The sequence below is a fragment of the Pseudomonas sp. B21-040 genome, assembly GCF_024748695.1.
Lineage (GTDB): Bacteria > Pseudomonadota > Gammaproteobacteria > Pseudomonadales > Pseudomonadaceae > Aquipseudomonas.
The window spans coordinates 4,738,441-4,762,271 of sequence record NZ_CP087176.1 but is presented as its reverse complement, the minus strand read 5'-3'; the positions used below and the strand labels follow the sequence as shown (position 1 = coordinate 4,762,271).

Below are 23,831 nucleotides of genomic sequence, written 5' to 3'. Positions count from 1 at the left end.
GGTTTTCGTGCTCCCATTGATTTATTAAATTGCACACAATTCAATTGCTCGCTATGTTTGTCTCAATCTATCCCATACAGAGTCAGAAACCATGAGCGACAACCTGCTGAACATCCCTTGCACCACCATCAAGGGTGAACAAAAGACCCTGGCTGATTTCGCCGGTAAAGCAGTGCTGGTGGTAAATACGGCGAGCAAGTGCGGCTTCACTCCGCAATACAAAGGGCTGGAAGAGTTATGGCAAACCTACAAGGACCAGGGGCTGGTCGTCCTTGGTTTTCCGTGCAACCAGTTCCGTAAACAGGAGCCAGGCAACGAAGAGGCGATTTCCGAATTTTGTGAGTTGAACTTTGGTGTCAGCTTCCCGCTGTTCAAGAAGATTGAAGTCAACGGTGCAGGCGCCCATCCGTTGTTCGTTCAACTGAAAAAACGTGCTCCGGGGGTGCTGGGTTCGCAGGGCATCAAGTGGAACTTCACCAAGTTCCTGATCGGCAAGGACGGTCAGCTGGTCAAGCGCTTTGCTCCGGCGACCAAACCGCAGGACTTGAGCCGCGAGATTGAAGCTCTGCTCAAATGAACAGCGTGTCAGTTGATTCGTTGAAGCTGGACAGCCAGCTCTGCTTCAAGCTGTACGCCGCGTCCCGGGCGGTGATCCGGGCCTACAAGCCGATGCTCGATCAGCTCGGCCTGACTTACCCGCAATACCTGGCCATGCTGGTGTTGTGGGAATGGCAGGAGGCTGCCCCCGAGCAACCGACGGTCAAGGCGCTGGGCGAGCGTCTGGCGCTGGATTCCGGCACCTTGACGCCGTTACTCAAACGTCTTGAGCAACTGCAACTGGTGCAGCGTCAACGTTCGGCCCGCGATGAGCGAGAGGTGCACCTGAGTCTGTCGCCTTCTGGCAAGGCATTGCGTGATCAAGTCGGCCCACTCAAGGCGAGCCTGCTGTGTGACAGCGGAGTGGATCTGGACCGCCTGAATGATCTGCGCGAGGGGCTTGACCATTTGCTGGGGCAGATCAAAGCGCTGTCGTAGTGGGAATCCACAAATCGAGCAGGGCGGCCAGCTCTTCGCGGCGGAAGGGTTTGGCCAGGTAGTCGCTCATGCCCGCCGCACGGCAGCGTTCGCGTTCTTCGGACATGGCGTTGGCGGTCAGCGCGACGATGGGCAATTGTGGCCAGCGTCCGCTGTGGCGAATTTGCCGGCTGGCTTCGTAGCCATCCATCACCGGCATGTTGCAGTCCATCAACACCAGATCGAAATCGCTGTATTCAAGCTGATCCAGCGCTTCGGCGCCGTGAGCGGCGACGATGACCTCGCAGCCGAGTTTTCCGAGCATGCCCTTGGCCACTAATTGATTGACCGGGTTGTCCTCGACCAGCAACACGCGCCCGCGCCGCTGATGGGGAAGGGCTTCGGTGCGCGCTCCGTTGATTGTCGTGGTTTGCGCAAACAAAACCCGTTGCAAGGCCTGGTATAGCGCATTGCGCGCCAGCGGACGTGCCTGTTGCTGCAGCGGCGCGAGGGCGCTCACCTGTTCGCTGGGCATGAAGTTGCCATAAGCGGTCACCAGCAGAATCGGCGCGGCAAGGGTAGGGCGCAGGCCAAACAGGCATTCGGGGCAGTCGGTGATCAGTACATCAGGCTCAAGCCCTAGTAACGAGTCATCAATGGAGCGCTGTTGATAGTCGAGCCCCCAGGCGGGTAACAGGGCTTTCAGCAGTTCAGCCAGACCGCTGCTGGCGGCGGTGATCGCAATGACCTTCCCGGGCAGCGGTGCCGGAGATACGGCGCGGGTGTGGACGGGCAGCGGCAGGTCGGCGCAGAACTGGCTACCGAAACCGGCTTCCGAGCTGATGCTCAGACGTCCCTGCATGGCTTCGCAGAGGTTATAGGTGAGGGCCAGGCCCAGTCCCGTACCGCCGAACTGTCGGGTAATACCTGCGCCTGCCTGGGTAAACGGCTGGAAGATCTTGACCTGGGCATCGTGGGCGATCCCGATACCGGTGTCGCAGACTTCGATTCTGACGCCGTCTTCGAACGTGGACAGGCGTAAATCGACCCGACCGAAGCGGGTGAACTTGAGCGCGTTGGACAACAGATTGCTGACGATCTGCCGCACGCGAGTCGGGTCCCCCAATACCAGCGCCGGAAATTGCGGCTCGATCAGGCATGTCAGCTCTACACTGGGCGCCGCATTCTGAGACAGCAGGTTGGCGGTGTCTTCGACCAACGCGCCAAGGTCGAACGGAATGTGTTCGAGTTCCAGCTGACCGGCATCGAACTTGGACAGGTCGAGAATATCGTTGAGCAGTTCCACCAGCACTTTGCCCGAGTCATGGGCAATCGACAGTTGTTGCTGTTGCTCGGCCGTAAGTGGACCGTCCAGCGACAACGCGATCATCCCCAACAGGCCGTTAAGGGGGGTGCGAATTTCATGGCTCATGTTGGCCAGAAATACCGAGCGTGCTTCTGCCATCTCGATGGCGGTGGTGCGAGCGGTTTCCAGTTCCTGATTGGATTGGCTGAGCCGGGCATTGATCGCCTTGAGTTCCGCTGTGCGTGCCGAGACGATGTTTTCGAGTTGACTGAGGTAGTCGGTCAGGCGGTTTTCGGCGTTGCGTCGTTGCTGGATTTCGGTGGCGATGTTTTCGAATTGTTGGTTGGCGACTTTGACCAACACACCGATTTCGTCGTGTTCATGCCCCGCCGGGTATTCCAGCCAGGTCGGCTGCGCGCTACGCGGATCGCGGCCACTGAGTTCGCGAATAACCCGCACCAAGGGCTTGGTCAGCATCACGTAGAACAGCGCCAGAAGAATGCCTGTCAGGATCAGGCTTCGCGCAAAACCGTTGAGTAGCGTCACCTCGGCCCGACGCAGGAAGCGGCTGCCGAAGGCATAGGTATCGACTTCAAGTTGCAAGGTCCCAAGGGATTCGTCAGGCAGATGATCGAGAAAGAGGCGGTCTTCGAACTGCCGGTTGGCCCCAAACAGGAAGTCGCTGATCACTCGATAACCGCTTTGCAGACCCGGGCGCTTGACGCTGGCGAGCACGACATTGTTGTTGTCGGTCAGTTTCGCGCCGATGATTGCCGGCGAGCGCATCAGGCCCAGGGTCAGTTCCTGGGCGAGTTCGGCGTCGATGTTGTAGGCGATGCGTGAGGCTGGGTTGTGGCTGATTTCCAGCAAAGACAATATTTCGCGGTTGATGGAGGCGTCTTCGCTGGCATAATCGATGCCTATTTGCAGCAGGCTGAGCAGCGTGCCCAGAATGAAACCGACCAGCACAGTCAGCCGGGCTTGCTTGTATGACAGCCGGTGGGTGAATTTGATATCCATGGGGTGTTGAACCACTTCCGTTTCCTTTCGCTGCTCAAGCATAGTCGATCATGCATGGATTCCGATGTTCTCGCGAACCCCTGAGCCTGGGATGAACCGGGCACCGAACGCTGTGTAGTCGTCGCTGTATCGCCATCATTACTGTGAACGTGCCCGAGGAGAAGACGTGGACGCCCGATTGAATGCTTTTCTTGAACGCGCCGATGCCGTCCTGGCCCGTATCGAACCGCTGTTGCCGGCCCACCGGCAAGCCATCGACTGGAATCAGTGCCTGGCGGCGCGCTGGCAACGAGAGGGGCGCAGCGGTTTTCTGTTGCCGCTGCACGTCAGCCTCGACATGCGCCTGTCCGACCTGATCGGCGTGGATCGTCAATTGGAGCAGTTGGGTCGAAATACCCAACAGTTCCTCGACGGCATGCCGGCCAACCACGCCTTGCTCTGGGGCTCGCGCGGCACCGGTAAATCGTCGCTGGTGCGTGCCTTGCTGGCCGAGCACGCCAACGCCGGCCTGCGCCTGATCGAGATCGAGCGCGATCACTTGGCCGACTTGCCGCGAGTGGTCGAGCAGATCGCCAAGTTGCCGCAGCGCTTTGTGCTGTTCTGCGATGACCTGTCGTTTGAGTCGGGTGAGGGCGACTATCGCGTGCTCAAGAGTGTACTCGACGGTTCCCTCGAGCAAGCGCCGGACAACGTTTTGCTGTACGCCACTTCCAACCGTCGCCATTTGGTACCGGAGAAGGAAAGTGATAACGAAAACTGGAAGCGCGTCGACGGCGAACTGCACCCCAGCGAGGCAGTGGAAGACAAGATCGCGTTGTCGGACCGCTTCGGCTTGTGGTTGTCGTTTTATCCATTTACTCAGGAACATTTCCTCAACGTCGTTGAACACTGGATCGGTCAACTGGCCGGCAAGGCCGGCCTTGAGTGGCAGCGTGACGAAGCACTGGACATCCTCGCGGTGCGTTGGGCCGGCGGCCGAGGCAATCGCAATGGACGTTGCGCTTATCAATTTGCCCGCTATTGGGTCGGGCTCAAGCTGTTGGAGCACAAAGCATGATTGATTTACAGAAGAGCGGCCAAGGGCTGGATGGTTACGGCATGTTGTGGGCGCAGCTGGAATCATTGCTGGCCGATGAGCGTGATTTCATTGCCAATGCGGCACAGTTCTCGGCATTCCTGTTCAACCAGCTCGATGACTTGAACTGGGCCGGTTTCTACCTCAATCGCAATGAAGAACTGGTGCTCGGTCCGTTCCAGGGCCAGATCGCTTGTGTACGCATTCCATTCGGCAGGGGGGTGTGCGGCACAGCAGCGGCAACATTGCAGACCCAGCTTGTTGAAGATGTGCACGCATTTCCCGGTCACATCGCTTGTGACAGTGCGTCGAACAGCGAGTTGGTGGTGCCCTTGGTCAAGGACGGTCGATTGATCGGTGTGCTGGACCTCGACAGCCCGAAGCTTGCGCGTTTTACCGCTGAAGATCAGGCCGGTATCGAACGGTTGGCAGCGATATTCCTGCGCCTGACCGATTGCTGATCACGCTGTCAGGCCTGCCTTGGCCAGCAGGCTTGACGAGTCGACGGCGTCAATCTGCGCCGGATCGAGAAATCGTTTCGCGTACTGCAAATAGATTTGTGAGTTGATGAATAGCCCGAACAGCTCTGGGTCAATGTGGGCGTCACGGCACATGAAGGCCATGATGCCCAGCGCTTCGCTCAGGGTTTTGGCCTTCTTGTAGGGGCGGTCGGCAGCGGTCAGCGCTTCGAAAATATCGGCAATCGCCATCATCCGCGCCGGCAGGCTCATTTCTTCTCGTTTCAATTGTTTTGGATAACCGGTGCCGTCCATTTTCTCGTGATGGCCGCCGGCGATTTCCGCGACGTTGTTGAGGTGCGCGGGGAAGGGCAGGTGGCTGAGCATCAGGATCGTTTGCACCATGTGATGATTGATGATGTAACGCTCCTCGCGCGTCAGCGTGCCTCGGGTAATGCTCAGGTTGTAGAGTTCGCCGCGGTTGTACTTGTAGTGCGGTACATCGAGTTTGAAACCCCATGGGTTATCAGCCGGGATCAGCTCGCTTTCGGCGCGTTCGAACACGTGCTCGGGTTTGTCCGCCAGCAATGGCTCGCTGACCGGTAGCGTCGGCGCCGGAGTACGTGACTGGCGGCGATTCTCCTCCCATGAAACCCCGAGCCGATCATCCAGGGTTCGGGTCCAGGTGCGTTCAGCAATGCTGCGCAAACGTTGCAGGTCGGATTCAGCCATGGCCTCGCCGCCCAGATTGCAGTGGGCGATGAAGGCAAAATCATCATCCAGTTCTGCCAGGCGAGTATCGCGCAATTCGCTAAGCTGGCGTTCGTCGCCGCCCTGGGCGATGGCCTGCCAGTAGTTGACCCAGGCATCGCGCTTGAGCACTTCGAAACGCGTGCGGATTTCGTGGATGCGGTCGTTCAGGGTTTCAAGTTTGGTGGCTTTGTCGACCACGTACTCAGGGGTCGTGACCTTGCCGCAATCGTGTAGCCAGGCGGCAATGTGCAGGGCTTCCCATTCATCTTCCGTGGGCTGATAACCACTGAAGGCCGGCTCCTGACTGGCGGCGGCAGCCTGAGCGAGCATCAGCGTCAACGCGGGCACCCGCTGACAATGCCCACCGGTGTAAGGACTCTTGGCATCGATGGCGCCAGCCAGCAGTTGAATAAAGGAGTCCAGCAGCTGTTTTTGTCTGGCCTGCAGGCGCTGGCTTTCAATACTCACCGCCGCTGCGCCGGACACTGCCTGGAGAAACGCGATGCGGTCAGGACGAAGCTTTTCCAGGTCGCTTTGTGTGCCGCTGTCGGCCAACAGGAAGATCAGCAGGCCTACGGTTTCGTTGTGGCGATTGTGCAATCGGATGCCGATCAGATGAACCCGTGGACATTCCAGTGCGAGCATCACTTTTTGCAGGTCGGCGGCATTTTCGTAGCCCAGGCTAGTGACGACGTTGTCGGCGCTCGACAACTGCTGCATCCACTGAGGGCTCTGTGGGTCATGAAGTGCGTGGCCTTCAATGCCGAACGCCTGCAACGCCTGGGAGGTATCGTTGATCACCAGACCATGAGGCTCCATGCGATCGCCATCCTGTTCGCGCAGGTAGATCAGACCCGCCTGGGCCTGCCCGATTTTCACGGTTTCGAACAACACTCGTTGCAGCAGTGGGGCGAAACGGGTCTCGGCGCTCAAGCTGTCAGTGATCTGGAAAAAGCTCGCCAGGGTGTCCTTCATGCGCGCCATCGACACGCTCAATTGGTCAACTTCAAGTACTGGCGAGCGCCGGCTGACGGGAAAGTTGAAATCGAAACTGCGGATCGCATCGGCTTCCTGCACCAGTGCGCGCAGGGGCTTGACCAGAATCCTCGAGGTAAGCCAACCCAGCGGCAGGCACAACAGCAACGTGGCCAACGTCACCAGCGCCCCTTGCCAGCGCATGCGGTAGGCATCGACGAGCAATTCATCTTCCGGCACCAACAGCGCCAGCTGCAATCCTTCAGGCCCGCCTTCCTGCATGCTGCTGCGGGCCACGATCCATTGGCGACCGGCCGTGTCCAGGCGACTACCTTCGGGTGGATGGGTGAGCAAGGCAGCGAGTGCCGGGTTCAAATCGGTCGCCTTGATCAAGCGTGCAGTCTGGTCGTCGACGATCAGCCTGCTGCTATCGGGGTAGGCAACGGCATTGCCCTTGCTATCGAAGAGGACGATCTCGGTATGCGGCGTCACCACATGCTTGGCCAGCGTCGCGGAGAGTTCGGCGAGGGTAAGGTCGGCGCCCATTACCGCGTTCTCGCCACTGCGCAGGGCGAGGGTGGTGCCGACATTGTGGGTGGAGAAAAACACATAAGGTTCGGTCGTGATCTGGCCTTCATCGCGGCGCGCGCTGGTAAACCAGGCGCGAGTGCGCGGATCGTAGGTTTCGTCGGGGTTATCCTGGCGGTTGATGAGGGCCAGCTTCTGATCAAAAAACAGTGACAGGGACCGCGCTTTCTCACCGCTAGCCGGACGCTCAATGCTCCAGACTTGATAGGCCGCCGAGTCCGGGGCATTAGTGAGTGTTCTCAGGGCCGGGGTTCGCAGGGGGCGTACCATGAAAAAGTCGCCATTGCTGTATCCCAGGTACAGCGAGGCCAGGTTGGGATTGCTTTTGAGCGACTGGCTAAAGGGCTTGAGCAGTGCGAGTCGTTGCTCCAGCGCGGGCGCCTCGGTTGCCGGATTGTCCACCAACAAGCTCAGCAGGTGGCGAATCGGTTCATAGGTGCCTTGCAGGTCCAGCCGGACATCCTGCTCGATGCGGTTGAACAGTTTTTCGCTGCTGGACAGGATGATCTGCGTGGTTTGGTGGTAATTAAAAATGCCCAGCACCACGCCCGTGAGCAGCAGCAGGAAAGTAAACATCACGCTGATATGGACGTGCAGCGGAAGCCGTCGTTGATCGGTGCGCAGTGGGCTGGACATTACTGGTCTCTCCGTGATGGTTAACACACTGCTCAGCGCTCAAGCATAGTTAAGGCTCATTCTTTCTGCTTCGGTCGTTGTGCCCTATTTGTTGCTGCAATGCCTGCTCCAGTTCGAGCATGGTGAGCTCTATCGCCTTGGTGCAATTGGCGACATCTTCGGGGTGGAAAACGTCATGGCAGGCGCTTTCGAGTGCCTCACAACTGTCGATCACTCGACTCGCCTGGACGATGCGGGCCGCGCCCTTGATTTTGTGAGCGACGTCCAGGAACGACTGGCGGTCTTTGCATTGTGATAGCGCCAGCAATTCCTGGCGGTCCAGTCGATTGCTGTTCAGCAATTCGGACAACAAACGCTGGTCCAGCTTCGGATTGCCGCCGGTCAGCAGTTGCAACCCTTCGAGGCTGAATGCCGGCTCGCGGGCGATCGGTTTGATGCGCTCAATCCAGTGCCTCAACGCCATCAAGCTGAGGGGCTTGAACAGGCAGTCGTCCATTCCGGCATTTTTGCAGCGCTGTATTTCTTCCGGCTGCGCGTTGGCGGTGAAGCCCAGCAAGGTGCAGGCCGCGCGCGGCTGTTGCCGTTCGTGTTGGCGAATCAGACGGGCCAGTTCATAGCCGTTCATGACCGGCATGTTGCAATCGACAATCACCAGATCGAACCCTCCGTTTTTCCATGCATCCAGCCCGGTCTGGCCATCCGTTTCAGCGCAGTAGTGGTGCCCCAGAAACTCCAGTTGCTGACACATGAGCAAGCGATTGGCCGGGTGATCATCGACCACCAGGACATTCAAGGGGGATGAGGTGGGGGGAACAGGCGCTTCGGCGGTGTTCGTTACCGGCTCGGGCGGCAACGTGGCCATTTGCAGCGAAATCTCGACCTGAGTACCGACACCGGGCTGACTGCGCAATTGCAGGCTGCCACCCATCATCTCGCACAACGTGCGGCTGATCACCAGACCCAGCCCCGCCCCCCCACGAGTCGACTGCGCGCTATGGGTCGCCTGAGCGAAGGGTTCGAACAGGCGCTGTTGATCCTGTTCGCTGATGCCGATTCCGCTGTCCTGAACCTGCAAACGCAACAAAACCCGATCGGTTTCGTCAGTGGCATGCAACTCACTCACAATCCGGACCTGACCTTGTTCGGTAAACTTGATGGCGTTGCTGACCAGATTGGACAGCACCTGCTTGAAGCGCATCGGGTCTAACAGGACGTCGGTTGGCATTTGGGCAGGGTTGAAGTCGAGCAGCAGGCGCAGGTTTTTCTGGCGGGCAAGGCCGTCGAAGATCCTGACCACCGAAGCCATCGTTTCGCCCAGGTTGACGCGTTCCGGGTTCAAACTCAGGTGCCCGGATTCGATTCGCGCAATATCAAGAATGTCCCCGATCAGTTCCAGCAGGTCTCTTGCCGAGTTGTAGGCGACGTCGATGGCGGGTCGGTCTGGATGATTCGCTTCGATACGTTTGAGGGTCAGTTCCAGCATGCCGATGATTGCATTCATCGGGGTGCGAATTTCATGGCTCATGGTCGCCAGGAAGGTGCTTTTGGCCCGGTTCGCTTCATCGGCACGTTCCTTTGCGGCGCGAAGTTCATCGAACAGTTGTCGCCGGTCGCTGATATCGATCCAGCCGCCGATGATGCCCTGCACTTCACCGCTTGAGTCCCGGTAAGGCAAAACCCAGTGATAAATCGTCATCTGGCGATTGCCGATGTGCAGCGTGCGATCGAGAATCAGCGGTATCCCTTCACTCATGACGCGCTGGTAATCCGTCTCGTATTCACGCGCTTCGAAAGCATTGCTCATCTTGCCCTCAATGACGCTTTTGCCGATCACGTCTTCGTATTTCGCACTAAAGGCCTCCAGGTAACTGTCGTTGCAGCTTTGCAGTAACCCCTGCCGATCACGCACGTAGATTGGATGCGGCGTTCCATTGACCAGCGACCGCATGAACTCAAGTTGATCATTCAGCGCTAGCTCGGCCGACTGACGCTGTTTTATCTGACGACGCATGTAAGCGTTCCAGGCAATGGAAATCAGCAGCAGCACGCCTACCCCCAGGACCACCTGATAGAACACCCGGTGATAGCTTTGCCAGGTGTTTTGCGAAGTCGACGCGTAACCCCGCCAGCGGCTGTTGATGATGCCCAACTCTTCCGGGGTAATGCTCAGCAGCGCCTTGTCGAGGATGGCACTCAATTCCTTGGCATCACGCCCGGTCGCCAAAGAGAACGCCGCCTGCTGAGTGCCAAGAGTGGAAGTGATCTGAAGGGTGTCTTCGAAGATTCTGGATGAAACAAAGTAGTTGGCGATCACCAGTGAATTGATCGCACCGTCAGCCTGGCCCTCTGCAACTAGTTGCACGGCACTGAAGGTGTCCGGTGTTTCGATCAGATTGATGTGCGGATACTGATGGCGCAGGTAATCCACCATCGGGTTACCTTGGGCAATCGTCAGGCGCTTGCCTGAAAACTGTGTGAGGTTTGTCGAGCTGCCAGCCCCTTTGCGCGTCAGCAGGACAAAGGAGTTTTCCAGATAGGGACGGCTGAAGTTCAGCAGCGTTTCACGTTGTGTGCTGGGTAGCAGCGCGGCAATCAGGTCGGCCTGATGGTGACTGACTCGCTCGATCATCTCGTCATCGCTTCGAGTTCGATGGATCTCGAAGCGCAGTCCGGTGCGTAACCTGATCAGCTCCAGCAGGTCGGCGGTGACTCCCCGAAAGTTGCCGTCATTATCGAAAAACGTCAGCGGCGCAAACGCTTCATTGACCACTACGCGCACGACCGGATGTTGCGCCAGCCAGCGTTCTTCGCGACCGGTCAGTTGCAGCTTGTGATCGGTGAGAAGAATGTCACTGCCGGCACTCCAGCGCTTGGCGATGTTTTCTCGCTCGCTGGTGGGCGTGGCAATCAGTATCGCGTTGATAATCCCAAGAAGGTCCGGGTTGTTCCTGTGCACGGCAAAACTGAAGCCGTGGACTTCGTGCTTACCGAAGTTCGCCATCCGGATGTTGTTCAGGTAGCCCTTGTTGATCAGGTAATGGGTGGAAATGGTGTCGCCAAGAAAGACATCGGCCTGGTCGAAAGCAACGGCGTTGATTGCATTCTGGTAAGAGGGGTAGGACGTGATGATCGCCTTTGGATACAGGGCTTTGACTTCTTCCATGGGCAAATAGTGGTACACCATGCTCAATCGCAACCCGGCAAGGCCATCGGTCAGGGATCGGGTTTCACCTTCCCGTGTCACCAGAACAGGTTGATCCGCGGCGTAAGGTGCTGAAAGCACAATATTGGCGTTACGTGCCTCGAATCCGTTGGCACTGCCGAGCATGTCGACTGCGCCGCTTTCCAGTGCCCCGATCGCGTCTTCCCGGGAGGCATAGCGCTGAACCTTGACTGGCAGGCCGGTGGCCTTGCCAAGGATACCCGCATAATCGGCGGTGAAGCCTTCATAGTCGTTGCCACTTTGCGTCAGGTCGAATGGCGGGTAGTCGGGGGCTGAAGTACCGAGGATCAGTTCACGTTTATTGTTGATCCAGTGTCGTTGTGATGAATCCAGTTGGACTTCCATGTGCCCGACCATTGATCGACTGAGCAAGGTGAAATGTTCGCTGGCGGAATGTGCCGCAGACACTGAGGGGCTCAGACAAAAGCCTGCGGTTATCAGTATTAGATAGTCCTTTAAACGACTGGGCATCCGGTCTCTCACACTAAGGCGTTACGTTTTGCCATATCGATGAGTTCAACCAGTGATTTGGCTTTGAGTTTTTGCATCAGGCGCTTTTTATAGGTGCTGACCGTCTTGTTGCTCAGGAACATGCCCTTGGCAATTTCCTTATTGGTGCGACCTTGTGCAAACAGTTGCAATACCATCAACTCCCGGTCGTTGACCGACTTGAAGAGTTCCAGATCGGCGTATCGCGAGTCATCGCTACGGACAGGGTTCAATGCCTGGCTGGGAAAGTAGTTGTAGCCCGAGAGCACCGCTTTGATTGCACTCACCAGTTCACTGAGGTCTTCCTGTTTGCATACATACCCCGAGGCACCGGATTGCATGCAGCGAATACCGAACAGTGTCGGGCACTGAGCGGTTAACACCAGCGTTTTTAACGGGGTGCACATGGCGTTGAAACGCGAGAGGACTTCCAGTCCATCCAGTTTGGGAATGCTGATGTCGAGAATCACCAGGTCCGGCATGCATTCGCGAACCATCTGCATGGCGTCGACCCCATTATCAGTTTCGCCGACGACTTTATACCCCTCATGTTCGAGCAACATTCGGACGGCAAGACGGATAACGGGGTGATCGTCGACAATAAATACGGAGTTCATAATCAGATCCCATGCGAGCTCAAATAAAGCGCGCACCTTAGCTCAGATAGTTGAGGGGGCGCATGAACTGACAAGCCGATAGCAGTGATATAGGACAAATCCTACAATCAAAGAGGATATGGACTACACCTCAACTAGGTTTTTAATGAAGATCAATGGATATGTTATATGTGTGAGCCGGACTCTAAATCTATAGTTAGTGTATTAAGTGTGTTGGATTAAAGGACTTATAGTGAGGCCAGGGTCAACAGATTTCTAAAATCTGATTGTTGCAATGGTTTTATCAAGTAACCCAGTAAGGGGAGATCATGTTCGTCGGCTGTTTTTTTGAGCTCGTCCAGTTCTCGGGGTGTCAGACTGCTTAGAAGTATCGCTTGCTTGATCATTCCCTGGTGGCTGGCGAACTCGATCAAATCAAGGCCCGGGAGATCCGGCAGGCATTGATCACACAGAAGAATGTCGAAGGGCTGTGAAGACTCGAGCATCCGGCGTAAAGCGCTCGCGGCACTGTCCGAGGCGGTGAGTTGGGTGAAGCCATAACTCTCTAGCAGGCATTGGGTCGCTTTGAGCTGAAAGGGATGATCTTCCACCAGCAAGATGCGCCAATCGTGTTTGAACCTGACATTTTTCATGCTTCATGTGTCGAGCAGAGTGGACGGTGATTATTGCGCCAGCAGGGCAGGCAGTCGATCAGCCAGCGCTGCGCACGATGTAGGGCGATTCTGTTTGCGAGTGAACATCAACCAGCTCTTCAGGCAATCTGAACAGCTGGTCGAGGGGGATTCACCCGCGGCTTGAACGACCGGTCATTTCCAGGGCCATTTCACTGGCGTAGCTGTCGGTCATACCGGCGATGAAGTCGATCATGCGCAAGAAAGACGTATGCAAAGGCCCGCGAGGATCGGGTGCATTGTTCCCCAATAGATCAAGGATGCGACGACTTTTGAACGAGGGCGTTCGACCGTTGTGTTGTTCCAGCGCCGCTCCGCAAAACGCGTTCAGAAGAATTTCCAGCGTGGTGTAGGCGCCGATTTCATGCAGCGTCTTGCGTTTGTCCTGGAAAATCTTTTTTCTGGCCATGTCTTTGGCATTCAAGACGCAACGCTTGGCCGGGCCATGCATGTGCTCCACCAGATCACCGGGCAGTGTGCCGGCCAACAGGGCGTCCTGTTGTTCGACGAAGGCGCGCGCCGCAGCATTGGTCAAGTGTTCGATGGCTTTGCCCCGCAGGATGGCCAGTTTGCGACGCCGCGAATCCAGTGGACCGAGTTGGCGATAGGTTTCCGGAAGGTCGTCGCCCACAAGGTTGAGTAGCAAAGACTCGACTTCGGCGTATTCCAGCAACTCCATTTCCAGACCGTCTTCCAGGTCGATCAGCGCGTAGCAGATGTCATCGGCGGCTTCCATCAGGTACACCAATGGGTGGCGCGCCCAGCGCTGCTCTTCCAGTTGTGGCAGGCCGAGTTTGTGAGCGATCTGCTCCAGCAACGGCAGTTCGCTCTGATAACAGCCGAACTTGTGCTTTTTGTAACCCAGTGAGTCCGCGTGCTTCGCCGTCCAGGGATACTTCAGGTACGTACCCAGCGTGGCATACGTCAGCCGCGTGCCACCGTCGAACTGATGGTACTCAAGCTGAGTGAGCACCCGGAAGCCTTGGGCGTTGCCTTCGAAATTGAGGAAATCGTTGCGTTCGACTTCGCTCATGGCATCCAGCCAACCACGGCCTGCGGCCTGCTGGAACCAGTGTCGGATGGCGTCTTCGCCGGAGTGGCCGAAGGGTGGGTTGCCAATGTCATGGGCCAGGCAGGCCGATTGCACCACCATTCCCAGATCGCTCGGGTCGCACCAGTCGGGCAGGGCGTCGCGAATGGTTTCGCCCACACGCATGCCCAGTGAGCGGCCGACGCAGCTGACTTCCAGTGAGTGGGTCAGGCGCGTATGGATATGATCGTTGCTGGTGACCGGATGGACTTGGGTCTTGCGTCCAAGCCTGCGAAAAGCGCCTGAGAAAATAATGCGGTCATGGTCTTTATGGAAAGGGCTGCGGCCGAGTTCTTCCGGGCTGTGCAGAGGTTTTCCGAGGCGTTCGCGGGTAAGCAGGGTTTGCCAATCCAAGGCGGGTCTCTCCGTCAGGTGACTGAGCCCTTAGCTTCCGGGTTCGCGCCGGTGCCTGCAAGTGGAACTGGCGCCCGGCGGCGTCGATGTCGATGGACACGCAGGATCGAACCTCTCGATAAAGAGGTTCGTCCCGCGGGTGTTGCAAGCATGCCATTCAGTCTTTACGTGAATTGCTTTGCAGGACCAGTTTGATCAAGGGCGCCAGGCTGGTGCCCAGCCGTACCAGGCGAGTCAGGCTGCTGACGCCACCGCGTCTGGCGCCTTTGCCGGTCAGGAAGCCCAGCAAAGTGACAGCCGCCACGCCCCAGAGCGGAGCATGCTTGATGCCAAAATTCTCCTGCAGGTTTTGCGTCATACCGCGCATCCGCTGCAAGGGCAGCAGCAGTTCCCTGGATTCATGGCGAATTTCCTGACGGTGCATTTCCATGCGCAGGCGAATCAACGCCTTGCGCATTTCCGCGCGCGAGCTGTTATGAGGCAGTTCAGGCAGGCTCATGGCAGCAGACGCTCCCGATCGTTGGCCAATTCTTGCAGGGTGCCATGGAAAGGCGAGGACTCATCGAAGACCGCTGCTTTCAAACGCAGCCCACAGAATATGGCGGCCAAGGTATAGAACACGCAGAGCCCGATGATGGCGGCCAGGCGATAAGTGTCCCAGAACACGATCAACACCAGTGTCGACAACCCCACCAGCAGCAATAATGCAAAGACCAGCGCCAGGCCCGCAAACAGCAGCAGGCTTACGGTGCGCGCTTTTTGTTCCTGCAACTCGATGCCGAACAGTTCGACATGGCTGTGCAACAGTCCAAGAAAAGCGGCGCCCAGGCGTCGCGATGTAGCGCTTGTGCCCGTCGCAGACGAGCTGGATTCGCCGATAGACATATCAGCGCCGAGAAGCCAGCAGGCCAATCAGGAAGCCCACCCCGGCGGCGATCCCGACCGATTGCCATGGGTTGGCCTGAACATAATCCTCGGTCGCGGTGACCGCTGCCTGGCCGCGCTCTTTCAATGAATCTTCGGTCAACTTCAAGGTTTCCCGGGCACGCAACAGGCTGTCGTGGATCTGGTTACGCAGCTCATCAGCCTGATCACCGGCCAGGGTGGCGGTGTGTTCCAGCAACCGTTCGGTGTCGCTGACCAGAGTCTGAAAATCGTTCATCAGGATTTCTTGAGCAGTCTTTGCCTTGATGCTGGCCATGGGTGGATCTCCGTCTGTGGCTTCTGATGGGTTCGAGTATGAGCCTTGCGCGAAGGTTCATTACAAATGACTGGTACAACTTTTGCTGTGTCGTGGTGCGTTTGCCGGTGCTGATGCGCCGTTGCCGGGCATGATTTCAGTAAAGCCCTGACGCAAACAATCAAAACTCGCGCGAGGGTGACGCTTCTATGCGCCAAAACGGTTCGCAGGGATCAGTGATTCGATCCAGGCGAGCCGCAAACTGGTGCATCGTTTGCCTGCGCGAACTGCTTTGGTGCTTTTTTCAGCCTTAAGGTCTGCCAAACTCCATGGAAAATCTGCAAAGCGCGGTGGACAGTCTGGTCCACAGCTCCAATACATTGTTCATCCTTATCGGCGCAGTCATGGTGTTGGCCATGCACGCCGGTTTCGCCTTTCTTGAGGTTGGCACGGTTCGGCAAAAGAACCAGGTCAACGCCTTGTCGAAGATTCTCAGCGACTTCGCCATTTCGACCCTGGCCTACTTCTTTATAGGCTATTGGATTTCCTATGGCGTTACCTTCCTGCAACCGGCAGCGGTGATCAACGCCGACCATGGTTACGCACTGGTGAAATTCTTCTTTTTGCTGACCTTCGCCGCGGCCATTCCGGCGATCATTTCCGGCGGCATTGCCGAGCGCGCCAGGTTTGTCCCGCAGTTGTGTGCGACAGCGCTGATCGTGGCGTTCATCTACCCCTTCTTTGAAGGCATGATCTGGAATGGCAATTTTGGTTTGCAAGCCTGGTTGCTGGTCCATGTGGGGGCCAGCTTCCATGATTTTGCAGGTTCGGTAGTGGTTCACGCCATGGGCGGCTGGCTGGCGCTCGCGGCGGTGTTGTTGCTCGGGCCAAGACAGGGGCGCTATCGCGACGGTCGTCTGGTGGCGTTTGCGCCGTCGAGCATTCCATTTCTTGCGTTGGGTTCGTGGATCCTGATTGTCGGCTGGTTTGGCTTCAACGTCATGAGCGCACAGACGCTGCAAGGCGTGAGCGGACTGGTGGCGGTGAATTCGCTGATGGCCATGGTCGGCGGAACCATGGCGGCGCTGATTGTCGGACGCAATGACCCTGGCTTCCTGCATAACGGCCCATTGGCCGGTCTGGTGGCCATTTGCGCTGGCTCCGACCTGATGCACCCGGTGGGTGCGCTGGTGACGGGGGGCATCGCTGGCGCGCTGTTTGTCTGGTGTTTTACCGCGGCGCAGGGCAAATGGCACATCGACGATGTGCTGGGTGTGTGGCCGTTGCACGGTCTGTGTGGTGCGTGGGGTGGCATCGCGTGCGGCATTTTTGGTCAGACCGCGCTGGGCGGTTTGGGTGGGGTGAGCCTGATCAGCCAGTTGATCGGCACCTCTTTGGGTGTGGTCGTGGCGCTGGCCGGTGGCTTTGCCGTGTATGGGACGATCAAGGCGTTTCACGGGCTGCGCTTGAGCCAGGAAGAAGAGTATTACGGCGCGGATTTGTCGGTGCACAAGATTGGCGCCGTCAGTCAGGACTGAATCAGTTCTCTTCATCTACAGCCCCGGGATAGAAACCGTGGAGCATCCGGTAGCGATCGTGCCGTATCTGATCGACTCGTTCCTGTACCTGATGGGCGGGTAGTCCCAGCATGATCAGCGCATGGGAGGCGAGCATCAGGCTGGACTCCAGCAATTCGGGCACGACTTCGTTGGCGCCGGCCTCTTTCAATTCGGCCAGCTGACTGTCGTCCCGGGTGCGGACCAGAATCGGCACACTTGAATTGAGCCGGCGGGCCTCCTTGAGGATCTCCAGCGCGATTTCAGCCTGGTCCACGGCGATCACCAGCAGTTTGGCGCGCGCCAACCCGACGGCCTCCAGCAGTTCGCCGCGTCGGGAGTCTCCGTAATGTACGCAGCTTTCACTGACGGCCGCTTCTTCGATCCGTACCGAATCGTGGTCCAGCGCAATGTAAGGTTGTTGCTGTTGGCGCAGGCAGCGACCGATGGACTGACCAACGCGACCGTAACCACAAATGACGACATGCTTGTCCAGCTCTGCGTTCAAGGCGCTGATTTCTTCAAGTTTTGCTTCCCTGTTGGACTTGCGGTGCAGGCGCTTGGCAATAGTCGGGGCCGCACGTAGCATCAATGGCGTGACCAGCATCGAACAGAAGGTGGCGGCCAGCAGCAGGCCGCTAAGTTGTGCGGGAATCAGATCGTTTTGTTGCATTTGCGCCATCAGTGCAAAGCAGAACTCCCCCCCTTGGGCCAGCGCCATGCCGCTGCGCCAGGCGGTTTCGCCATCGCTGCCACGCCATTTGACCAACAGCGCCACCACGGTGCCCTTGATCAGCAGTAACCCCAGTGTCATAGCGAGGATCAGCGGGGCGTGACTGGCAAACAAATTCAAGTCGATGAGCATGCCAATGCTGACGAAGAACACCCCGAGCAGAATGTCGCGAAACGGACGGATATCCGCCTCGACCTGGTGTCGGTAATGACTTTCACCCAACAGCATGCCGGCGAGAAACGCGCCCAAGGCCGGGGAAAGGCCCAGCAAGTGAGTCAGCCAGGCGGTCAGCAGAACAATGACCAGCGCCAGCAGTACGAACAGTTCGGGAGAACGGGCAGCAGCGACTTCGTGGAACAACCGTGGCAGCAGCCAGCGACTGACCAGCATCAGACCACCAAACAACACCACGGTTTTTACCAGTGTCAGGGGCAGCGCCCAGTACCAGGCTTGATCGCTGCTGCCGGCGAACACGGGCACCAGGGTCAGCAGCAAGACGGCCACAACGTCCTGGAACAGCAGTACCGCGATGGCATTCTGGCCATGACTGCTGAAAATTTCGCCGAGGCTGCTCAACTCCTTGCTGACAATGGCGGTGGACGACAGCGACAGTCCCGCGCCCAGTAATAAAGCAGGTGTGGTCGGCATCCCGAACATTATCAACAAAACACCCAGCAAGAGTCCGCTGACCAGCACTTGCAAACTGCCAAGACCAAACACCACACGGCGTAATGCGATCATTTTCGTCAAGGAAAACTCGAGACCGAGCGAGAACAGCAGGAACACCACACCGAGCTCGGCAAGGTATGGCAGCCCTTCGCTTTCATTCACCCAGTCGAAGGCGGTCGGACCAATCATCAACCCAACGCACAGATAGCCCAGAACCGGTGGCAATCGCAGGCGCTGGAACAGCGCGATGACCACCAGAGAGGAAACGAGGATTATCAAGAGATTGGCAAACACGAATAACTCCGCTGATAGACGCTGGCTACTCAAGCGTAGAAGCAAAAAAAACCAGCATCGCTTAAATGGCACCGATCACGAGTGATATGCGTCAAACCGTCGTCATTACGGTTCATGTTCCAGAGCAGAGGAATCAACGGCTCGACGGTTTTTCAGGGCAGGCCTAGAATAGACACTTAATTTTTTCGGTTGAGCGCTCATGCTTCCTGAATGTCAGCTGTTCGGCACTCTTGGGTGCCACCTCTGTGAAGTCGCCGAAGCCATGCTGATGGAGTTTGTCGAACGTGGCCTGTTGGTCGAGCTGGTCGATATTGCTGACGACGAAACCTGGTTCGCCGCCTACAGCCTGCGCATTCCGGTGTTGCGACGAGTCGATACCGGCGCTGAATTGGGGTGGCCATTCAGTGCCGATGAGGTAGTGGCGTTCTTGCGTTAAGCGTTTTTTGTGTGGTCGGCGGTCCCGCCCGTCGAACTTTGCGATTGACCCCCTTGGCTTAATCGATACTCTTCGGATACTGTATGCGCATACAGCTATTCGTAATGCTGCCATTCCGTCCCGGGTTTTCGGGGATGGGCAGGTGGTTCGGGGTATGAGAGGGATAAATCGTGGTCAATGTCGAACAACTGAAAAACAGCGTGAACCGGATGTCGGTCGATGTTGTGCGCGAGGCCGTCCTCGAATTGCGTCTGGACGGTCTGGTGACGGAAGGCAAAACGCCCTTCAATAAAGTGCATTTCAATACCTGTTTTGCCGAAATCGAGGCGTTGTTCCAGCGTGCGGGTTACCACCGGCAGCTGGATGTCGTGGGCTATCAGGGGTTGTTGTATGCGCTTTACGATCCTGCTCGCTGGGAAGCCGTCGATGTATTGCGCTGGCTCAAGGAGTTCACCGACGCGGCGGCGCGCGCACAAATTCCGGCATGAGGATTCTCTGCTAGGTTCGACTCGGCTGCTGTTGGATAATGCCGGCCTGTATCGAGGGTCAGAACGTTCGTATGTCCACTTCAACTTTTTCTGCGGCACACAACCAGGCCAGCACACTCTATCTGCCGCCTGGTTCGTGGCAGACCGTCATCGATTGCCTGTGCGAACACTTCAGCGCTATCGGCCGTGACCAATGGCTGGACAGAGTGGCGCGTGGTCGGGTGCTGGACGGGCACGGAATGCCGATCACGCTTGATCTACCCTACAAGGAAGGCCTGCGGATTCATTATTTTCGTGAGGTGCCGGACGAGAAGCCGATCCCGGTAGTCGAGACGATTCTCTATGCCGACGAGCACTTGGTCGTCGCAGACAAGCCGCACTTTCTGCCAGTGACGCCGGCTGGCGAATACGTGGAGCAGACGCTGCTGCGCAGGCTGATTCGTCGACTGGATAACCCTCATCTGGTGCCGTTGCATCGCATTGACCGGCATACGGCGGGGCTGGTGCTGTTTTCGGCCAACCCTCAGAGCCGTTCAGCGTATCAGTCGTTATTTCCAACACGACAAATCGAGAAACGCTACGAAGCAATCGCCCGTGCCTTGCCTGGGCTGACTTTTCCTTTGGTTCATAAAAGTCGTCTCATCGATGGCGAACCGTTTTTTCGCATGCAGGAAGGTCCAGGCATTTGCAACACCGAGACAGCAGTCGAGGTTCGGGAGAAGAACGGAGATCTGTGGCGATATGCGCTTTACCCGGTGACGGGCAAGAAACATCAATTGCGGGTACACATGACTGCGCTGGGTGCGAGTATCTGCAACGACCCGTTTTATCCGCAGGTGCTCAAGGACATTGAAGATGACTATGCCAATCCGCTGAAATTGCTCGCGCAGGGCTTGCGGTTTCTGGACCCGGTCACCGGCCAGGAAAGAGTCTTTGAAAGCACTATCACGTTGCAGTGGTGAAAAATACCGCCCACGAAAATGCCCGCATTAAGCGGGCTTTTTGTATCCGGTTGGAGCGGCAAAGATTACAACTCTTTAACGGTGCGAACCTGATCCTTGTTGATGCGGGTTTGCTTGCCGTCCAGCTGTTCGAATTCGTAGAAGCCTGATTCTTCATCGTACCGTGGCGAGTCGACGGCCTGGATTTCGCGACCGTCATTCAGGGTAATCACTGATGGCGATGCGCAGCCGGCGAGGGTCGCGATGCCCGCGGCGAGCATGAAAGTGGCGAGGATCCGTTGAGTCATGAGAGTGTCTCCAAATATGAATTCTTTTGATTACTGAGCTTGAGACGTATACAGCGCACGCAAGTTCCTTGGCTAGAGTCGTTCTGACTCGGGGCTGTGCGTGCTTAGCAGTTCCGGGGTATTCAGGTTGGCCAGGCGAGGGTCGTTTTCGGCGCATTGCAGAGCGCTGGCCCCCAGCTTGCGCATAATGCGCCCCGGACTGCGTTCACCGTCATTCCATGCGGAGTCGAACGCCGCGCAAAGCGCGACCGGGATGATACACAGCAGCGGCTCCCAGTGTTCGCCCTGGCGCAGCATCAGCGGTTTGTCCGGATGCTGGTTGGCAGTTTCGCGCATGCTCTGGAGCAGGGCGGCGCTAATGCGAGGTACGTCGCACGGCAACACCAGCAGATGAGCGTGGCGCGCAGCTTTGAGACCCGCGCGAATCCCGGCCAACGGTCCAGGGAAATCACCTTCGTCGTCATGGACCAACTGATCGGCATACGGCGCGTACGTGTCCAGGTTCCTGTTGCACGAGATGATCAAGTCATCGCTCAGGCCACGGGTTTTTCGATGCAGGTGCGCAATCAGCGGCTCGCCATGCCATTTCAGCAAACCTTTGTCCTGACCGCCCATGCGTTGGCCGCGACCACCTGCCAGGAGCAGAATGGAGCAGGGTGGCAATGGTGAATTCGAGGTCATGGCAGGTCTCCATGGGACGCTGAAAAATTGAAGCGCTGTGATATAACACCGAGCTGTTTTTCCTACAACTGGACGAGCCTATGAAAGCCAAGGCTGATGTACCGTTCGCACCGCTTAACATCGCGGTGCTGACGGTCAGCGATACTCGAACTCTGGAAACCGATACGTCAGGCCAGGTATTTGTCGACGGCTTGAGCGCAGCCGGTCACAACCTGGCCGCTCGAGTGTTGCTTAAAGATGATCTCTACAAAATTCGTGCGCAAGTCGCCAATTGGATTGCCGATGAAGTGGTTCAGGTGGTGCTGATCACTGGCGGTACCGGGTTTACGGGGCGCGACAGCACGCCGGAGGCGGTGAGTTGCCTGTTGGATAAGCAAGTGGATGGTTTTGGTGAACTGTTCCGGCAGATTTCCGTTGCCGATATCGGCACCTCGACCGTGCAGTCACGGGCTCTGGCCGGTTTGGCCAACGGGACGCTGGTCTGCTGCTTGCCAGGTTCTACCAATGCCGTTCGCACCGGCTGGGATGGCATTCTCGCCGAACAGCTGGATTCTCGTCATCGTCCCTGCAATTTCGTGGCCCACTTGAAGCAGGCGGCACCCTGTGAATCCCGCGGGTAAGCCAGGTAAAAGCGGTAGCCTGATGCCTGTCGAGGTGGCGCTGGCGCGTCTGCTGGAAATGGCGGACGCCTCGCCCATCCACGACCGTGAACGTTTGCCGCTGGCACAGGTTCAGGGGCGTGTGCTCGCCGATGACCTGGTCTCGACGCTCGATCTGCCGCCTTGGCCGAACAGTGCCATGGACGGTTACGCCTTGCGAGTTGCTGACTGGACGGGAGAACCGTTGGTGGTCAGCCAGAAGGTATATGCCGGTCAGGCGCCTGAACCGTTGAAGCCGGGTACTTGTGCCCGAATCTTCACCGGTGCGCCCGTGCCAGCAGGCGCCGACTGTGTCGAAATGCAGGAAAATGCCGAGGTTCTGGAAAATGAACGGATCCGCTTCATCGAACCGATGAGCCCCGGTCAAAACATCCGGCCACAAGGTCAGGAAACGACGGTCGGCGAACTGATTTTGCCGGCCGGCACGCGACTTGGGGCTATCGAACAGGGGCTGGCGGCATCGCTGGGTTGTGCTGAACTGGACGTGGTTCGCAAGGTTCGTGTTGCGGTTCTCTCCACCGGAGATGAATTGGTTGAACCGGGTCAGGCCCTGGGCCCGGGACAGATCTACAACAGCAATCGGGTGTTGCTGTGCAGTTGGTTGCAGCGGCTGGGCTGTGAAGTCATCGATGCCGGCATTCTTCCTGATGATCTGGCGATCACCCGTGCCCGTTTGGGCGAGTTGAACGATGTCGATTTGATCCTCTCTACGGGAGGGGTGTCTGTAGGTGAAGCGGATTTCCTGGGCATGGCGCTGCGCGAAGCGGGCGAACTGTCGCTTTGGAAACTCGCCATCAAACCTGGCAAGCCGCTGACATTCGGGCATTTCCGGGGTGTACCTGTGATCGGGTTGCCCGGCAATCCGGCGTCGACACTGGTCACTTTTGCTTTGTTGGCAAAACCCTATCTGTTGCGCCGCCAAGGTGTAAAAGAGGTCGAGCCATTGAAGTTTCAGGTGCCCGCAGGGTTCGACTGGCCTAAAGCTGGCAATCGCCGAGAATACTTGCGTGGGCGCCTGGAGAACGGCCGGGCAATCATTTACAAGAATCAGAGCTCTGGCGTACTTCGTAGTGCTGCCTGGGCCGATGGTTTGGTTGAGGTGTTGGAAGGGCGGACGTTGATCTCGGGTGAATATGTCGTGTTCATTCCGCTGAGCGAAATCCTGAACTGACCTCAAAGCACGCTCTTGCCGCAAGCCCGGTGAAACGGCCGGGACTTGCGTGCATGTCCAACGCTTAACGGACCAGAAGTGTCACGACCTGGTCAAAGCGGCTATTGGCGACCCAACCCAACAACCCGAGAACTACTGCTGCGCCGCCAGCCGAGTAGGCAAGCCTGTGCTTGATGGATTTGACGTCACTGCGCACTTCATCCATGTCTCTTCGGATGTATTTCAGATGGGTCTCCAGCTCAATGACGCGAGGTTCCATATCAACTGCTCCAGCGGGTTTTGCGTTTTTGTTGAGTTCAGTCTGATGATTGGCGCGGCTTTCCGAGAACGGCATCACCGGGCTCATCGGTAACGTGATGTCATGAGCTTGCATGGAGAAAAGCGCTCCTTGCATCAATGCCCTTCGGGTCGCCGAAACTCGAATTGATTGTGTCTTTTAAGGCCCT

At 57.4% G+C, this 23,831-nt stretch carries 23 protein-coding genes; 10 read left to right on the top strand and 13 right to left on the bottom strand.

The genetic code is table 11. From position 1 onward, the window contains the following. Positions 1-91 precede the first annotated feature (91 nt). A complete protein-coding gene (locus tag LOY55_RS21760; protein ID WP_046032403.1) occupies positions 92-577 on the top strand; it encodes a glutathione peroxidase in 486 nt (161 codons plus the stop codon). Beyond that, a complete protein-coding gene (locus LOY55_RS21755; RefSeq protein ID WP_046032402.1) occupies positions 574-1,035 on the top strand; it encodes a MarR family winged helix-turn-helix transcriptional regulator in 462 nt (153 codons plus the stop codon). The genes LOY55_RS21760 and LOY55_RS21755 overlap by 4 nt, the downstream gene beginning before the upstream one ends. Here LOY55_RS21755 and LOY55_RS21750 read toward each other — a convergent pair. Then, on the bottom strand, positions 1,019-3,340 hold the full coding sequence (locus tag LOY55_RS21750; RefSeq protein WP_223522780.1) for a response regulator: 2,322 nt from the start codon (positions 3,338-3,340) through the stop codon (positions 1,019-1,021). The genes LOY55_RS21755 and LOY55_RS21750 overlap by 17 nt on opposite strands. Positions 3,341-3,506: 166 nt before the next feature. Here LOY55_RS21750 and LOY55_RS21745 point away from each other — a divergent pair, with 166 nt between their 5' ends. Both LOY55_RS21745 and LOY55_RS21740 read left to right on the top strand, forming a co-directional pair. Continuing rightward, positions 3,507-4,397, top strand: coding sequence for an ATP-binding protein (locus LOY55_RS21745; RefSeq protein ID WP_046032400.1), 891 nt, complete (start codon positions 3,507-3,509; stop codon positions 4,395-4,397). Then, positions 4,394-4,876 (top strand): GAF domain-containing protein, encoded by a 483-nt coding sequence (locus tag LOY55_RS21740; protein ID WP_046032399.1) that lies wholly within the window; start codon positions 4,394-4,396, stop codon positions 4,874-4,876. The genes LOY55_RS21745 and LOY55_RS21740 overlap by 4 nt, the downstream gene beginning before the upstream one ends. On the opposite strand, the gene LOY55_RS21735 is transcribed toward LOY55_RS21740, so the two are convergent. The 8 genes from LOY55_RS21735 to LOY55_RS21700 all read right to left on the bottom strand — a co-directional run bounded on the left by LOY55_RS21735 (position 4,877) and on the right by LOY55_RS21700 (position 15,470). Beyond that, entirely contained in the window at positions 4,877-7,825 is a 2,949-nt protein-coding gene (locus LOY55_RS21735) for an HD domain-containing phosphohydrolase (protein ID WP_223522782.1), read from the bottom strand. A gap of 49 nt (positions 7,826-7,874) precedes the next feature. After that, positions 7,875-11,519, bottom strand: coding sequence for a transporter substrate-binding domain-containing protein (locus LOY55_RS21730; RefSeq protein WP_258666646.1), 3,645 nt, complete (start codon positions 11,517-11,519; stop codon positions 7,875-7,877). An 8-nt stretch (positions 11,520-11,527) separates the two neighbouring features. After that, on the bottom strand, positions 11,528-12,154 hold the full coding sequence (locus LOY55_RS21725; protein WP_046032396.1) for a response regulator transcription factor: 627 nt from the start codon (positions 12,152-12,154) through the stop codon (positions 11,528-11,530). A 227-nt stretch (positions 12,155-12,381) separates the two neighbouring features. Next, complete coding sequence (locus LOY55_RS21720) at positions 12,382-12,786, bottom strand: response regulator (RefSeq protein ID WP_109787118.1); 405 nt, start codon at positions 12,784-12,786, stop codon at positions 12,382-12,384. Positions 12,787-12,937: 151 nt separating this feature from the next. Next, the gene (locus LOY55_RS21715; protein ID WP_046032394.1) at positions 12,938-14,269 is read right to left on the bottom strand and encodes a deoxyguanosinetriphosphate triphosphohydrolase; all 1,332 of its coding nucleotides are present in this window, start codon (positions 14,267-14,269) and stop codon (positions 12,938-12,940) included. A gap of 157 nt (positions 14,270-14,426) precedes the next feature. After that, positions 14,427-14,768, bottom strand: a complete 342-nt coding sequence (locus LOY55_RS21710) for a hypothetical protein (protein WP_046032393.1) — start codon at positions 14,766-14,768, stop codon at positions 14,427-14,429. Further along, a complete protein-coding gene (locus tag LOY55_RS21705) occupies positions 14,765-15,154 on the bottom strand; it encodes a phage holin family protein (RefSeq protein WP_046032392.1) in 390 nt (129 codons plus the stop codon). The genes LOY55_RS21710 and LOY55_RS21705 overlap by 4 nt, the downstream gene beginning before the upstream one ends. 1 nt (position 15,155) lies before the next feature. Continuing rightward, positions 15,156-15,470 carry a YqjD family protein gene (locus LOY55_RS21700; protein ID WP_077431665.1) on the bottom strand — a complete coding sequence of 105 codons (315 nt, stop codon included), beginning with the start codon at positions 15,468-15,470 and terminating at the stop codon, positions 15,156-15,158. A gap of 308 nt (positions 15,471-15,778) precedes the next feature. On the opposite strand from LOY55_RS21700, the gene LOY55_RS21695 reads away from it, so the two are divergent. Then, positions 15,779-16,987, top strand: a complete 1,209-nt coding sequence (locus tag LOY55_RS21695; RefSeq protein WP_046032390.1) for an ammonium transporter — start codon at positions 15,779-15,781, stop codon at positions 16,985-16,987. A gap of 1 nt (position 16,988) precedes the next feature. Here the strand turns inward: LOY55_RS21695 and LOY55_RS21690 are convergent, their stop codons facing one another. Next, positions 16,989-18,701 carry a monovalent cation:proton antiporter-2 (CPA2) family protein gene (locus tag LOY55_RS21690; RefSeq protein WP_046032389.1) on the bottom strand — a complete coding sequence of 571 codons (1,713 nt, stop codon included), beginning with the start codon at positions 18,699-18,701 and terminating at the stop codon, positions 16,989-16,991. A gap of 199 nt (positions 18,702-18,900) precedes the next feature. On the opposite strand from LOY55_RS21690, the gene LOY55_RS21685 reads away from it, so the two are divergent. The 3 genes from LOY55_RS21685 to LOY55_RS21675 all read left to right on the top strand — a co-directional run bounded on the left by LOY55_RS21685 (position 18,901) and on the right by LOY55_RS21675 (position 20,587). Then, positions 18,901-19,137, top strand: coding sequence for a glutaredoxin family protein (locus tag LOY55_RS21685; protein WP_007973483.1), 237 nt, complete (start codon positions 18,901-18,903; stop codon positions 19,135-19,137). A gap of 170 nt (positions 19,138-19,307) precedes the next feature. Next, positions 19,308-19,625, top strand: coding sequence for a transcriptional regulator (locus LOY55_RS21680; RefSeq protein WP_223522785.1), 318 nt, complete (start codon positions 19,308-19,310; stop codon positions 19,623-19,625). Between the two features lie 71 nt (positions 19,626-19,696). Beyond that, positions 19,697-20,587 (top strand): pseudouridine synthase, encoded by an 891-nt coding sequence (locus tag LOY55_RS21675; protein ID WP_046032386.1) that lies wholly within the window; start codon positions 19,697-19,699, stop codon positions 20,585-20,587. Between the two features lie 65 nt (positions 20,588-20,652). Here LOY55_RS21675 and LOY55_RS21670 read toward each other — a convergent pair whose 3' ends face one another. Both LOY55_RS21670 and mobA read right to left on the bottom strand, forming a co-directional pair. Then, positions 20,653-20,874, bottom strand: a complete 222-nt coding sequence (locus LOY55_RS21670; RefSeq protein WP_046032385.1) for a YgdI/YgdR family lipoprotein — start codon at positions 20,872-20,874, stop codon at positions 20,653-20,655. A 72-nt stretch (positions 20,875-20,946) separates the two neighbouring features. Continuing rightward, entirely contained in the window at positions 20,947-21,555 is a 609-nt protein-coding gene (gene mobA, locus LOY55_RS21665) for a molybdenum cofactor guanylyltransferase MobA (protein ID WP_223522787.1), read from the bottom strand. Between the two features lie 80 nt (positions 21,556-21,635). Between mobA and moaB the strand changes: the two genes are divergently transcribed. Beyond that, the gene (gene moaB / locus LOY55_RS21660) at positions 21,636-22,175 is read left to right on the top strand and encodes a molybdenum cofactor biosynthesis protein B (RefSeq protein ID WP_077431667.1); all 540 of its coding nucleotides are present in this window, start codon (positions 21,636-21,638) and stop codon (positions 22,173-22,175) included. Then, the gene (gene glp / locus LOY55_RS21655) at positions 22,159-23,385 is read left to right on the top strand and encodes a gephyrin-like molybdotransferase Glp (protein WP_223522789.1); all 1,227 of its coding nucleotides are present in this window, start codon (positions 22,159-22,161) and stop codon (positions 23,383-23,385) included. The genes moaB and glp overlap by 17 nt, the downstream gene beginning before the upstream one ends. Positions 23,386-23,449: 64 nt before the next feature. On the opposite strand, the gene LOY55_RS21650 is transcribed toward glp, so the two are convergent. Continuing rightward, complete coding sequence (locus LOY55_RS21650) at positions 23,450-23,758, bottom strand: hypothetical protein (protein ID WP_223522791.1); 309 nt, start codon at positions 23,756-23,758, stop codon at positions 23,450-23,452. Positions 23,759-23,831: the final 73 nt, after the last annotated feature.

What these genes read in the sequence shown, in the direction of transcription:
- LOY55_RS21675 (WP_046032386.1), top strand. Translation starts at nt 19,697, where the DNA reads ATGTCCACTTCAACTTTTTCTGCGGCACACAACCAGGCCAGCACACTC.
- LOY55_RS21705 (WP_046032392.1), bottom strand. Translation starts at nt 15,154, where the DNA reads ATGTCTATCGGCGAATCCAGCTCGTCTGCGACGGGCACAAGCGCTACA.
- LOY55_RS21670 (WP_046032385.1), bottom strand. Translation starts at nt 20,874, where the DNA reads ATGACTCAACGGATCCTCGCCACTTTCATGCTCGCCGCGGGCATCGCG.
- mobA (WP_223522787.1), bottom strand. Translation starts at nt 21,555, where the DNA reads ATGACCTCGAATTCACCATTGCCACCCTGCTCCATTCTGCTCCTGGCA.
- LOY55_RS21685 (WP_007973483.1), top strand. Translation starts at nt 18,901, where the DNA reads ATGCTTCCTGAATGTCAGCTGTTCGGCACTCTTGGGTGCCACCTCTGT.
- LOY55_RS21695 (WP_046032390.1), top strand. Translation starts at nt 15,779, where the DNA reads ATGGAAAATCTGCAAAGCGCGGTGGACAGTCTGGTCCACAGCTCCAAT.
- LOY55_RS21650 (WP_223522791.1), bottom strand. Translation starts at nt 23,758, where the DNA reads ATGCAAGCTCATGACATCACGTTACCGATGAGCCCGGTGATGCCGTTC.
- LOY55_RS21755 (WP_046032402.1), top strand. Translation starts at nt 574, where the DNA reads ATGAACAGCGTGTCAGTTGATTCGTTGAAGCTGGACAGCCAGCTCTGC.
- LOY55_RS21700 (WP_077431665.1), bottom strand. Translation starts at nt 15,470, where the DNA reads ATGGCCAGCATCAAGGCAAAGACTGCTCAAGAAATCCTGATGAACGAT.
- LOY55_RS21720 (WP_109787118.1), bottom strand. Translation starts at nt 12,786, where the DNA reads ATGAAAAATGTCAGGTTCAAACACGATTGGCGCATCTTGCTGGTGGAA.
- moaB (WP_077431667.1), top strand. Translation starts at nt 21,636, where the DNA reads ATGAAAGCCAAGGCTGATGTACCGTTCGCACCGCTTAACATCGCGGTG.
- LOY55_RS21725 (WP_046032396.1), bottom strand. Translation starts at nt 12,154, where the DNA reads ATGAACTCCGTATTTATTGTCGACGATCACCCCGTTATCCGTCTTGCC.
- LOY55_RS21740 (WP_046032399.1), top strand. Translation starts at nt 4,394, where the DNA reads ATGATTGATTTACAGAAGAGCGGCCAAGGGCTGGATGGTTACGGCATG.
- LOY55_RS21735 (WP_223522782.1), bottom strand. Translation starts at nt 7,825, where the DNA reads ATGTCCAGCCCACTGCGCACCGATCAACGACGGCTTCCGCTGCACGTC.
- LOY55_RS21760 (WP_046032403.1), top strand. Translation starts at nt 92, where the DNA reads ATGAGCGACAACCTGCTGAACATCCCTTGCACCACCATCAAGGGTGAA.
- LOY55_RS21710 (WP_046032393.1), bottom strand. Translation starts at nt 14,768, where the DNA reads ATGAGCCTGCCTGAACTGCCTCATAACAGCTCGCGCGCGGAAATGCGC.
- LOY55_RS21730 (WP_258666646.1), bottom strand. Translation starts at nt 11,519, where the DNA reads ATGCCCAGTCGTTTAAAGGACTATCTAATACTGATAACCGCAGGCTTT.
- LOY55_RS21750 (WP_223522780.1), bottom strand. Translation starts at nt 3,340, where the DNA reads ATGGATATCAAATTCACCCACCGGCTGTCATACAAGCAAGCCCGGCTG.